This window comes from Pseudomonas mendocina, from assembly GCA_037482215.1.
Classification (GTDB): domain Bacteria; phylum Pseudomonadota; class Gammaproteobacteria; order Pseudomonadales; family Pseudomonadaceae; genus Aquipseudomonas; species Aquipseudomonas mendocina_E.
On sequence record CP148074.1, the window covers coordinates 37,894 to 50,191 of the forward strand.

Annotated in this window: 12 protein-coding genes; 9 read left to right on the forward strand and 3 right to left on the reverse strand. The window is 54.4% G+C overall.

Annotated features, from left to right (window positions below; translation table 11 throughout):
* The first annotated feature begins 143 nt into the window (after positions 1-143).
* From WG219_00175 to WG219_00195, 5 genes are all read left to right on the forward strand, one after another.
* Entirely contained in the window at positions 144-1,724 is a 1,581-nt protein-coding gene (locus WG219_00175) for an FAD-binding oxidoreductase (GenBank protein WXL25944.1), read from the forward strand.
* A 4-nt stretch (positions 1,725-1,728) separates the two neighbouring features.
* Positions 1,729-2,526 (forward strand): alpha/beta hydrolase, encoded by a 798-nt coding sequence (locus WG219_00180; GenBank protein ID WXL25945.1) that lies wholly within the window; start codon positions 1,729-1,731, stop codon positions 2,524-2,526.
* A gap of 44 nt (positions 2,527-2,570) precedes the next feature.
* Positions 2,571-3,749: a class I SAM-dependent methyltransferase gene (locus WG219_00185; GenBank protein WXL25946.1), complete on the forward strand. Its 1,179-nt coding sequence runs from the start codon at positions 2,571-2,573 to the stop codon at positions 3,747-3,749.
* Positions 3,749-4,108, forward strand: coding sequence for a hypothetical protein (locus tag WG219_00190; protein WXL25947.1), 360 nt, complete (start codon positions 3,749-3,751; stop codon positions 4,106-4,108). The genes WG219_00185 and WG219_00190 overlap by 1 nt, the downstream gene beginning before the upstream one ends.
* Before the next feature lie 283 nt (positions 4,109-4,391).
* Positions 4,392-4,856 (forward strand): transposase, encoded by a 465-nt coding sequence (locus WG219_00195; protein WXL25948.1) that lies wholly within the window; start codon positions 4,392-4,394, stop codon positions 4,854-4,856.
* 375 nt (positions 4,857-5,231) lie between these two features.
* On the opposite strand, the gene WG219_00200 is transcribed toward WG219_00195, so the two are convergent.
* The gene (locus WG219_00200; protein WXL25949.1) at positions 5,232-5,885 is read right to left on the reverse strand and encodes a GntR family transcriptional regulator; all 654 of its coding nucleotides are present in this window, start codon (positions 5,883-5,885) and stop codon (positions 5,232-5,234) included.
* A 252-nt stretch (positions 5,886-6,137) separates the two neighbouring features.
* Here WG219_00200 and WG219_00205 point away from each other — a divergent pair, with 252 nt between their 5' ends.
* The 3 genes from WG219_00205 to WG219_00215 are packed head-to-tail and all read left to right on the forward strand — an operon-like array spanning position 6,138 to position 8,731.
* A complete protein-coding gene (locus WG219_00205; protein ID WXL25950.1) occupies positions 6,138-6,713 on the forward strand; it encodes an NAD(P)H-dependent oxidoreductase in 576 nt (191 codons plus the stop codon).
* 38 nt (positions 6,714-6,751) lie between these two features.
* On the forward strand, positions 6,752-7,810 hold the full coding sequence (locus WG219_00210) for an LLM class flavin-dependent oxidoreductase (protein ID WXL25951.1): 1,059 nt from the start codon (positions 6,752-6,754) through the stop codon (positions 7,808-7,810).
* Positions 7,811-7,870: 60 nt separating this feature from the next.
* The gene (locus WG219_00215; protein ID WXL25952.1) at positions 7,871-8,731 is read left to right on the forward strand and encodes an EamA family transporter; all 861 of its coding nucleotides are present in this window, start codon (positions 7,871-7,873) and stop codon (positions 8,729-8,731) included.
* A gap of 69 nt (positions 8,732-8,800) precedes the next feature.
* Here WG219_00215 and WG219_00220 read toward each other — a convergent pair whose 3' ends face one another.
* Both WG219_00220 and WG219_00225 read right to left on the reverse strand, forming a co-directional pair.
* Positions 8,801-9,502, reverse strand: a complete 702-nt coding sequence (locus WG219_00220; protein WXL25953.1) for a histidine phosphatase family protein — start codon at positions 9,500-9,502, stop codon at positions 8,801-8,803.
* Between the two features lie 183 nt (positions 9,503-9,685).
* On the reverse strand, positions 9,686-10,561 hold the full coding sequence (locus WG219_00225) for an arylamine N-acetyltransferase (GenBank protein WXL25954.1): 876 nt from the start codon (positions 10,559-10,561) through the stop codon (positions 9,686-9,688).
* A gap of 534 nt (positions 10,562-11,095) precedes the next feature.
* On the opposite strand from WG219_00225, the gene WG219_00230 reads away from it, so the two are divergent.
* Positions 11,096-12,295, forward strand: a complete 1,200-nt coding sequence (locus tag WG219_00230) for a CoA transferase (protein WXL25955.1) — start codon at positions 11,096-11,098, stop codon at positions 12,293-12,295.
* The last annotated feature ends 3 nt before the right edge of the window (positions 12,296-12,298 follow it).

Genomic DNA, 12,298 nt, shown 5'->3' on the forward strand with positions numbered 1-12,298 from the left:
TTGTGTTTTTCAGTGCATTTTAGTGAATAAATTGCATGCAAAGCGTTGACTGGCACCAAGGTGCTGGTTATAAATTGTATGCAATCTAAGAGCGCTGTTAATGAGGCTCCTGACCTGAACGTTGACTGATTAGGAACAGGTACATGCTGGAAACACGCCATATCGACTACTTGCGTAGCACCCTTGGTCAGGAGTCCGTTCTGACTGACGACGCGTCCCGTCGCTACTTTTCCACAGACTTGAGTTTCCAGCCTGAAGCCGTGGCTGCGGCGGTGCTCAAGCCTACCTCTGTAGAGGCTTTGGCACAGGCTGCCGCTTATTGTCATGAGCACGATATTGCCTTGGTGCCACGCGGTGGTGGAATGTCCTACACCCGCGGTTATGTGCCGACCCGCGAGCACAGCGTGCTGATTGATATGCGCGGACTGAACCAAATTCTGGAGATCAACGAGCAGGATATGTACGTGCGCGTACAGACTGGCTGCACCTGGAGTGATCTCTATGAGGCCCTGAAAGCCAAAGGTCTGCGCACCCCTTACTACGGCCCGCTGTCCGGAATGTATGCAACGGTGGGCGGTGCCCTGTCGCAAAACAGCCTGTTCCATGGCTCGGGCATCCACCACACCGCAGCGGAAAGCTGCCTGGGGCTGAAAGTCGTATTGGCTGACGGGCAGATTGTGCAGACAGGATCGTCCGCACACCGGCACAGCAACGGTTTTTACCGCCATTTCGGCCCGGACCTGACTGGCCTGTTCACGGCGGATACCGGCGCATTCGGCCTGAAGGTCGAAGCTTGCCTGCGCCTGATCAAAATGCCGCCTGCAACCCTGTGCGCCTCCTATGGCTTTGAAACCCTCGAAGCCATGCTGCAAGCGCAAACCGCTATCGCACGCGAAGGCATTGCCAGCGAGTGCTATGGCTTCGATCCGTTCTACAACGCCGGTTTTGAAGACAAGGGCTTCACCCTGAAGGAAGGCCTGTCAGTGCTGGCTGATGTGGCCAGCTCAGGTAAGAGCTTATTCAGCGGCCTGAAGAACGCGGTGAAGATGGCAACCCAGGGCAAGAAAGTCCTGAACAACATCAATTATTCGCTGCATATCGCCGTGGACGGCCCGACCGACGAGGCCGCAGCGAGCATGCTGATGATTGCTGAGAACATCGTCAGCGAAAATGGTGGCGCGCCGATTGGTAATGCCATTCCGTTGGCCTTCCGTTCTCAGCCTTTCGGCGGTGTGCGCACCATTCTGTTGGGCAGCCAAGGCGAAGTGTGGATTCCGGTGCATGGCTTCTTCCCGCTGTCCCGTGCAGTGGATGCGGCGTTGACCACCGAGCGCTACTTTGCTGAGCACGCCGCGCTGATGAGCACCTACAACATCAAATACTCCTACCTCACCTGCTTCTCCGGTGCCGAGTTCGTGATCGAACCGAGCCTGTATTGGTTCGATGAGCTGGGCGAGTTCCGCCTTGATCTGATTGAGCCGGAATACCGCAAAGAATGGGGTGCGATACCGGCTGATCCGAAGACCCGCGAAGTTGCACTGAAGCTGCGTGAAGGTCTGCGCGAGTTGTACTTCAAGCTCGGTGCCTGTCACCTGCAACTGGGCAAGTACTATCCGTACCAAGAATCCATCGGCAATGCTGCCACTGGCCAGCTGTTGCAGAAGGTGAAGCGCGTGGTGGACGAAAAGGGGCTGATGAACCCCGGCTCATTGGGCTTGGAGTAAGGCCATGACGGTTAAGAAGACTTATGTGGACGTTGCAGATGGGCAAATCCATCTGCGATACGTCAGTGGCAATGGCACAGTTCCCACGGTGTTTCTGCATCAAACCGCCAGTTCTTCAGCCATGTATCAGGCAGTGATGGAGCAGCTTGCGGACCTGGCGCCGCTGTACGCCTTGGATACACCTGGTTTCGGCGGTTCTTACCGGCCGCCCGTGGTGCCAACCACCGCGTATTACGTGGAAAGCCTGATGCAGGCCATTGATGCCCTGGGCATTGATCAGTTCAACCTGTTTGGCCACCACACCGGGGCTGCCCTGGCTTGCGAGTTGGCCGCTAAGCACCCCCAACGGGTGCGTAAATTGGCCATTCTGGGTCCGGTGCAGCTGACAGAAGAAGAGCGCAGCCTGTGGCGTGACAGTGCGGTTAAGCCTCTGAATATCGACGCCCAGGCCACCCACTTCAATGAGGTGTGGCAGCGCGTTACCCATCTGGATCAGCAACCTATTGAGTACCCGCCTTCTGTGGCGCTGGCGACCCGCGAAGCGATCGACACACTGATCGCCGGTGACCGCTGGCATGAAGCCTACGCGGCGGTGTTCAACCAAGACTTCCCGGCATATCTGGCGCAGGTTAAATGCCCGCTGCTAATGATTTGCGGTGAAGCGGATGTGCTCTACCCCTACTTCCAGCGTGCTCGTGAAGCGCGGCCGGATGCGCAGGTGCTGGAGCTCAAAGCCGGTGCGTATGTGTTGGATCAGGAGCCCATGTACATGGCGCAAGTGATCCGAGGGTTTTTCCACTAGGCAGGGTGTTTCGACAACGGCGGTTCGAAGACGAGGTAAAAACAATGCAAACAATAAATGACACCACTTCGCAGTATCGTCATGACGTACTGGTTCAGATGACCCACGATGAAGAAGCGCGTCAGGACTTCGTGCGCTGCTTCAAGCTGTATCTGGCCCAGAACGTTTCTCCCGGCAACAAAAAGGTCTTTGAAGACAAGGTCGAGCCGCAACTGAAGGCATCGGGCAAGGCCCAGAGCCTGGTTGAGATCGACCGTCTGATGAAGAAGCAAGAGTACTATCAGTTCTGGAGCAGCCTGCAGCGCTGCAGCCAGGAAATGATGTGGAACTCGGTGCAGATTCCGGTGCAGCGTCAGTTACCAAAACTGGTTGAGAAAGCCAGCGCAGCACAGGCCAAACCGAAACTGGGCAGCCTCAAACTGAACCCGGATCTGAAAACCCCGGACTACCACACCGCAATCGATATTCACTGCATGCCAGGCGGCTACCACTCAGAGTTCTGCCAGGATGACGTGGCGGCAGGTGCGGTTTACGACCGTGCTGTGTATGTCTACGCCATGGGCCGTATGGGCCCGCTGAACGACGACATCGGGGCATCCACAGCTAAGTGGCTGAAGGAGAACTACCCGGACTTCCAGCCCAAGCGCATCCTGGATCTGGGCTGCACCGTGGGTCACTCCACACTGGCCTGGGCTGAGTTCTACCCAGAGGCTGAGATTTACGCCATCGACGTCGGTGCTCCGGTGCTGCGTTATGCCCATGCCCGTGCTGAATCACTGGGTGTGAAGGTTCACTTCATTCAGATGAATGCGGAGTTCCTGGATTTCCCGGATGATCACTTCGATGTGGTCAATGGCAGCATCCTGATTCACGAAACCTCGAAGAAAGCCGCGCGCAATATCTTCAAAGAGTGCCATCGCGTACTGCGCGAAGGTGGCGTGATGCTTCATGGCGAAACACCGCCCTACAAGGATCTGCCGCCCTACGATGCCTTTATGCTCGACTGGGATACCCGTAACAACAACGAGCCCTTCTGGCGCGGCAGCCACCTGATCGATCCGTTCAGCGATTGCGTCGAGGCGGGCTTCAGCAAAGACAAAGTCTTTGAAATCCTGGCGCCGAGCGCCTTTGAGGCAAAACTCAGCCAGCGCTACACCCATGTTTTCCAAGGCGGTGACTTTGGTGGCGGCGGTCAGTGGTATGTGTATGGAGCGTGGAAATAATGACTGTGCAAAATGAAGCGGTACTGCCCAAGAAGGCCAAGGGCGCACGTCCTTACTTCTTTGAAGACCCCACCCAAGACAAGCTCCTGGCCATGCTCATGGGGCTGGTGGGTGAAGTCTCGGTGTTGTCCGACCGCGTGGATACGCTTGAGCGCTTGCTGGTGAGCAAAGGCACGCTGCCAGAGGGTAGTGTGGACAGCTACGTGGCCGATGCGTCGGTCCGTGATCAGCGCGACGCCAAGCGTGAGCAACTGCTGCGCAACGTCCTGCGCATCATCGCTCAGGATCACGAGGACCCGGATGCAGGCAAGCCGAACGATGACTCCTATCTGTCGGTTGTGACCCAAGTCGAGCAGTAACCGCTCGTAGCAGTACAAAGGCCGGCCTGATCAGTGTGTAGTCGATCAGGTCGGCCTTTTTGTTTTCAGGACGCGGCGCTCTGCTGTAGGAGCAGCTTTAGCCGCGAACAAGATTTTCAGCCAAACCACAGATGCTAGGTGGCTCACACAGGTGTTTTACGGATAAAGCCGTTCCCACAAGGTGGGGTAGTTTTCCGTCGAAGCAGACTTTTCCTGTGTATTGCTTGCCCCTCCTCACTATCGAATAGCATCGTCTCGCTACCTTCCTGAAGGAGGACATGGAATGTCCGCAGCTAACTACTTTCACAGCCACAGCTTGCGCCGTGGGCGACATAGTGAGTTTGGTCGCATTTATCTGCTAACCGTTGCCGTTGATAAGCGTTTGCCGATATTGGCCAATTTTGCAGTAGGGCGTTTATTGGTTGATGAATTGCGTTCTGCCACGGACCAAGGCGTGGTTGATTCATTGGCTTGGGTGATCATGCCGGATCATTGGCATTGGTTGGTTTCATTAAGGGAGCCTGCCTTGGCGGTGTTGATGCAGCGTGTTAAAGGACGTAGCGCTCGCTTTATTAATCAAGCATTGGGTCGTCAGGGACGTTTGTGGCAGACGGGGTATCACGAGCGGGCATTGCGCCGTGAGGAGGATGTTCAATCTGTAGCCCGTTATCTGGTGGCTAATCCTTTGAGGGCAGGTTTAGTCCAACATGTTGGTGAGTATCCGTTGTGGGATGCAGTTTGGCTTTAATTGAGGATGAGTTGGGTGAGCCCGCTGCGGGTAACTATTGCGCCACGAATGAGATGCTTTAGCGGCGAACAACTAGTTGCAGCCAAACTGAAAAAGTTAAGCGGCCACTCGAGCGCTTTCACGGCTAAAGCCGTTCCCACAGGGTGCACGGCGCTTTGTTGTAGGAGTGGCTTTAGCCGCGAACAAGAGCTTGCAGCCAAACCGTAGAAGTTAGGTGGCTCACTCGGTCGCTTTCACGGCTAAAGCCGTTCCCACAGGGTGCGCGGTGCGTTGTTGTAGGAGCGGCTTTAGCCGCGAATAAGATTTTCAGCCAAACCGTAGAAGTTAGTTGGCTCACTCGGTCGCTTTCGCAGCTCAGGCTGCTTCCATAGCGGTTCACTGCGACCGCATCAACCTCACCACCCAACGCAGGTGGGCGCTGAATGTGACCACGGCAGTGTGCGGGTCCCCTTCGAGTAAGGTTTCATGAATCTGCCGGTAGTTGTCCAGGTATCGTTCCCACGAGTCGCCCGGCACGATGTTGGCCAGAAACAATGAATAAAAGCGAACCTCGGGGCGGCGGTAGAACAGCTCAAGAAAACTATTGCCTGCCAAACCATGCAGTTTGACGTGGTACTGATACAGCGCTCGTACAAAGGCGAAGGGTTCGCGGGCATGGCCGGCTGTTTCAATTTCCTTGAAGGCCTCTACCAAAACGGCGTGATTATCCTGCTGCTTGAGCTTAGGCGCAGCGAGGCGAATACCTAACACCAGTATCGCTTCGGAAAACTCAAGAAACTCCACCAGGTCTTCGAGGCTGAGTTGGCGGATGCGGGCGCCACGGTTTGGCAGTAGCTCAACTACGCCGTCACCTGCCAGCTTTTGCAGCGCCTCACGGATCGGTGCACGGCTGACATTGAATTGTTCTGCCAGATCAGCCGCAACCAGGCGCTGCCCTTGAGAAAAACGCCCCTCCATGATCCCTTCAAGAATGCCGTTAACTGCTTTATCAACTAACGAGCTTTCGGCGTCATCCCCGTTGTAGGTCATGTAATTATCTCTGGCAGTTGAAATCTTGAAGGGGCGTATTCTCGCACATCCATTTTCACTTCAGCAGTGCTGTAGCGCGTCGCTGAAGTTGTCTGAGAGCAAGGCTATTTCAAACTGAAAATTTGATTTCAGAGTGAGTTTAGATATGTGCATGATTTTATATAACTTGATGAAATTAATAGAGTTTTTGTTTGTGGCCTAATACTTGCTCTCTGGCGAAGACAATAATTATTCGATGGATATATTCCAGTCATGCCCGCCAGTGAAGTATTGATCGTTTCAGGCAGTCACTCAGCAGATAGCCAGTCAGCGCGTTTGGCTGAGTACCTTAAAAACCGCCTGATGGTCTTAGATATCAGCAGCGCTTGTGATGTAAAACTGCATGATTTGGGCAGCGATCCACTGCCGCTATGGCAGGAGGGCATGACCTACCCACATGCTGATGCTGTAGCTAATGCAGACGCCATTATCCTGATCTCCCCGGAGTGGCACGGCATGGCAACCCCCGCGCTGAAAAACTGGTTCCTGTTTATGGATCTGGACTGGTTGGCCCACAAGCCCGTCTTGTTGTGCGGCGTGTCGGGTGGCGCTGGTGGTCTTTATCCCGTGCTTTCATTCAAGAATTTCCGCCCTAACTACATGCCGGACCACTTGGTGATCCGTGATGTGCAGGCTGTTGTCAGCGCAGATGAGGCGAGTCCTGAGATTATCAAGAGCCGCAAGCGTATCGATCACACATTGCTTCTGCTGCAGGCCTACATTCAGGGGTTCTCCTGTATTCGCAGCGCATTGCCGGAAAAGATTCCCGCCTTTCAATACGGCTTTTAAGAACAAGAACTACCGCTAATAACAAAGAGGGTGCGTTAATGAAGTTCGGTATTTTTCTCCCCAACGGCAGCAACGGATACATTCCTTCGAAAGGAAGTCCGGTGTATCTGCCCACCTTTGAGCACAACAAGCAAATCACCCTGGAAGCTGAGCGCCAGGGCCTCGATTTTGTTTTGTCGATGATGAAGTTCAAAGGCTTCGGGGGTGAAACCGGATACTGGGATTCCTGCCTTGAAACCTTCACGCTGATGGCAGGCCTGGCAGCGGTGACTGACCGTATTGGTCTGTTCCCAACCGTGACTGTTCTGGCACGTCATCCGGCGGTTGTAGCGCGCATGGTGGCTACCATTGACGACATCAGTGGCGGTCGTTGTGGCCTTAACGTGGTGACGGGCTGGAACCGTCCTGAATACACCCAAATGGGTGTGTGGCCGGGCGATGATTACTACGGTCGTCGTTATGAGTTCGCAGCTGACTACCTGTCACTGGTGAAGAAGTTCTGGACCGAAGAGTCGGTCACTTACAAGAGCCCGTTCTTCGATGTGAAGGATTGCGTGGTCAATCCACGTCCGGGTCGCCAGATTCCAATCGTATGCGCGGGCCAATCCCCGGCTGGTCTGGCGTTCACGGCTCAGCACGGTGATCACAGCTTCATCATGGCGGAGAAATCTGCGCTGAAATCTGCTTGCGATCTGATGCGCAGTGAAGCATCTAAAACCGGTCGCAAAGTTGGTATTTATGCACTGTTCCAGCTGGTGCTGGCCGAGACCGATGCTGAAGCGCAGGCGCAATGTGAAGCCATTGTTGCGGGTGCTGATCAGGGTGCAATTGCCAATATTCTGGCCAGTGCGGCGCTGGACTCCAATCCAGGTGGTACCGCTGACCGCATGCTGACCGGCCTTGAGCGTAACTTTGAAGACGGCAACCTGGCCTTTATGGGAATGCCGGTTATCCACGGCTCGCCTGCAACGGTTGCCAGCAAAATCGACGATATTGCCGCTGAGACTGGCGTGGACGGCATCCTGTTCAGCATCCCTGACTTTGTTCCGAGCATTCGTATGTTCGGTGAAAAAGTGATGCCAAAACTGACCTGCTAATCGACAGCCAGACGCGGGGCTTTCGGGCCCCGCAGTACCGTTTTGGGAGTGAGTTACCCTATGCCGTTCCACTTGCTGCTGTGTGCCGTTATTCCACCAATATTGTGGGGAACCACTTACTGGCTCACCACTGAAGTTCTGTGGACGGAGCGTCCGCTCACCACGGCGATGATTCGTTTGTTGGTGCCTGGTCTGATTCTGCTTTGTCTGGTGCGTTATTGGCCGCGTCCGCAGCACTGGCGGCCGTTGTTGGTCGTCAGCTTGTTGTGCATGGGGTTGATGCATGCCTGCCTGTTCTACAGCGCGTCACGCTTAGCGGGGCCACTGGCTGCCTTGTTGGTGTGTACTCAGCCACTGCTGGTATGGATGTTGGCCTGGGTACTATTCAGGCAGCGCACCAGTTGGATTATTAGCTGTGGTGCAATTCTGGGGTTCTTTGGCATCACGCTGGTACTGATCGCGCCAAGCCGTATGCACTGGGACATGCCAGCGGCCATTGCAGCACTGTTGGCATCTGCCAGCATGGGCCTGGGTACGTTGTTGATGAAACGCTGGAAGTTGGACATCCCACCTTTGCCATTCGTGGGTTGGCAGCTCCTGCTCGGTGGTCTGATGGTGCTGCCGTTTGCTGGCTGGTTTGAATTTCCATTGCCAATGCCAACGCTGAAAGAGGCGTCTGGTTATGCCTTCCTAACGTTGATGGGGACGTTGCTGCCCTACTACCTGTGGTTTAAGGCACTGCCGCGGCTCGATCCGGTGCAGTTATCCGTCTTCATCTTGCTGAGCCCGCTGACGGCGATCTGTATTGGCTTTTTACTGCTGGGCCAAGCACTCACGTTGTGGCAGGTCATCGGTGCAGTCGTGGTGTTCGCCGGCATCTTAATTAGCCAGTTAAAAGTGCCTGCTCCGGCTCGTCAGTAACACAGTTTTCCCACCCTGCCAGCGCGCTCGCTGTTCCCCATGACAGAGGCTGGCAGGGCTTTTTACACATTAGGATGGGTGATTGGTAGCGCCCGTTTTGCGTTCAAGTGCTTCAAGCGCAACAGTCCAGTCGTTAGCGTCGAGAAAACCCAAGACATCGAGTGAGTCGGGCTCAGCTGTTTCTGTGAAGAACAGTGAGGTGCCATAGGCCGGACGTTCACTGTCATAACCCAGCGCTTGCTCGAACTTTGAAATGCAGCTGCTGTGGGTAACCAGAATCAGGTTTTTACCCGGTGCTTTGTACTTAAGGGCATCTTCCAGCATGTTTTCCCGGCACTTAAACAGCCAATCTTTGTCGGTGCCTGCGTCGTCAAACACGATGGACTCGGTTTGGGCCGTGCGGGTCAGTGGGCTGTTATAGATATCGGCATTATCCAGGCCGAGCTGGTTGAAGCTTTCGGCCAGATCGTGCCCGACAGAAACTGATCTTGAGGTGACACCCTCATTACCCTGCAGGCAGGGATAGTCTTCCTTGTCGCAGCGCTCCAGATGCCGGAGCAAAACAATCACGTTACCGTCTTCCCACTGGTCCAGCAGGTACGGTAATTCGTGCTTGTTGCTCTCGGACAGGTCTTCGATTTCTTCAGGATGAAAAATGACTGCGCTTGTGCAGGCCATAACCAATACAGCTGTTAGGCCTAGCAGTGCGTGCTTGCGCTGGCGCGGGGTTAAACGTTGGCGCAGGCGGCTTAACAGGGGAACCTCAAACATCATGTACTCCACAATCTTTTGGTGCGCGGGCTAGCGCAGCGAGGGTTCATAGAACTCCCGAACCGTAAAAAGTTGCGTACTAGTACGGGAAAAATATTGAGGAATTATTAAGGCGGCGATTTTTGTAGCGCCAAGGGCTGCCTGCTGCCCTGATGTTGGGGCAGCCTGATTAAGCCTTAAGGGTTACTTCAACAGACCAGCCACTTTGGTTGCCAGTGCTTGGTAATCCACATGCCCCGAAGCCATGTTCAGGTGTGTTTCGAAGAAGTTTTTAAAGTCCTCAGGGGTTTCCAGGACCTGTTGCGTGGTGCCTTCACGGCTGTGGATTTTTACGGTGTTGTCCATCAGGTTGATACGGGCATTTGGGGTGGCCAACGCCATAAGCAGGTGCTGAGTGAAGAGTGAGTCAGGAGAGGTTGAGATGTACCAGTTAGCGACTTTCACATCGTTTGTGGCTACTGGTTGTTCGGGGTCGAACGCGTAGAGGTTGATCCACTCGCCCAGTACCTTGGCCTGAAGCATAAAACGCATGCCCGTCAGGGTGTCGGGGTTGAGGCCGCTAGCGTCAGCTGGGATGAGGCGGTACGGCTCGTGAGGTGTTTCCTGTATTTGGCCAATACGGCTCAGAGACAGTGGCGCGGTTGGGCTCATGCCGCCGAAGTTGGGATCGTAGAGGTAGTTTTCGCCCTCTATGCTCACAACGGTGACGAGGTGAGATTGGGCTGGGGTCTCTTCTGGTGTGGTCATGAAGTACACGCGCCCCAGGCGATTTATGGCGTTGTAGCCCAGGCTGCTGAGGGCTTGTTGGATCAGCAGGCTGTGTTCAAAACAGTAGCCCTCGCGCTGTTGCAGCAGCAATTTGTTTTGCAGGTGTTCACTGTCCAGCGGCACAGCCTCTCCCATAAAGGAAGCGGTGTTGCCGAACGGGATGTGAGTGGCATGTAGGAACAGCAACGTTTGCAGGGTACTCAACGTGGGTGAGAAGTTGTCGTGGAAGCCAATTCTGGCCAGATAGCGCTCAGCCAGTGTGTGGTCTGTACCTGCATATACGTTGTTCATGATCTGCGCTCTGTGGGTGGCCCAGTTCAGGGTTAAACCTGACGGCGTGCTCAGAATGGAACTGTGAGGGGTAAATTAAAGTTGCGGTCTGCGAAGTTCAATTGAGACTTTATGCCAGTTAAAGCGTTCTTCGTTGCCATTATCTTAACCGCCTTAACGGTGTGCATTGTCGCTTTACAAACGCGCCCATGAGCAACTTTCCGATCACCGCGCACAGTGGCTGTCACCTTCACTCTCCTGCTTAGACGTTGCGCCCTCAATTCAATTCAGTGGCAGCGCTTTTCGCTCGCTCTGGCCTGCTCTTGCATGCGACCTGCGTTGCATATGCGGGGTGTGCAGTTTTTCAGGTATTGCAGTCACTCTGAAATTCATCCTTTCAGCTTGAAATAAAGCCTGCAAGAGAAGGTTTTTTTCTGATTCTTGTACGGCAAAAAAATTCATATAAATCAGTTGGTTAAATGAATAAAGAAAAGTTGGCAATGCAATTGCAATGGCTTGCTCAGAACCACCAGTCTCATCAATAAGAGAAACAATATGAGCAAGCCGTTAGAGGGGATTCGGGTCATTGACTTGACCCACATGCTGTCCGGTCCTTACGCCGGCATGATCCTGGCAGACCTCGGTGCTGAAACCATCAAGGTGGAGCCGCTGGCAGGTGAAGGGACTCGTGCCCTGTTGGCCAAAGACCCGAACAATTCTCTTAAGGGTATGGGCGCCTACTTCCTGACCCTTAATCGCAACAAGAAGAGCGTGTGCATTGATCTCAAGAGCGAGTCAGGCCTTGAGCTCTTCTATGATCTGGTGCGTAACGCAGATGTAGTGCTGGATAACTTCAGCGCTGGCGTTCCGGCGAAGTTGAAAATCGACTTCGAACACCTCAAAGCCATTAATCCGCGCATTATCACCTGCTCCGTGACCGGCTTTGGTCAGGATGGCCCGAACTTCCAGCGCCCGGCGTTTGATCAGGTGGTACAGGGCATCGGTGGTGGTATGTCGATCACCGGTGAAAGCGCCGATAAGCCAACCCGCGCCGGTATTCCAATTGGTGACCTGGGTGGCGGCATGTTTGCGGTGATGGGCATTCTTGCTGCACTGCAATCGCGTACCAGTAAAGGTCACGGTCAGCACGTTGATATCTCCATGCTGGATTGCCAGATCAGCATGCTCAACTACATGGCTACCATGTATTTCCTCAGTGGCCAGAACCCTACGCCACTGGGCAACGGCCACTTTGTTCACGTGCCGTACAACACCTTTAAGACAAGTGATGGTTTCGTGATTGTCGCGGTTATTTTCGACAGTTTCTGGGACAACCTGATCAGCTTGTTTGATATCGAAGCGCTCAAGGACCCTAAGTTCAAGACGCAGCCTGAACGTCTCGCTAACAAAGCATTCATTGAAGGCATCCTCAACGATGTGTTCTCAACCCAGTCCACCGCGCATTGGGTTGAAAAGTTGAGTTCAGTGCGGGTGCCTTGTGCCCCGGTTAATAACTTCGAGCAGGCCCTGACTGATCCGCAGGTGCTGCATCGCAAGATGGTGGTTGAGCTTGAGCACCCAGAAGGTGGCAAGGTCAACGCACCGGGCAACCCAATCAAGCTCTCTGTGGATAACGAAGAGCTATACACCCCGCCGCCACTGCTGGGCCAGCACACCGACGAAGTTCTGAAGTCGCTGCTGGGTCTGGATGATTCGCGCATCGCTGAGCTGCGCACTGCAAAAGTGGTGGGCTGAGTT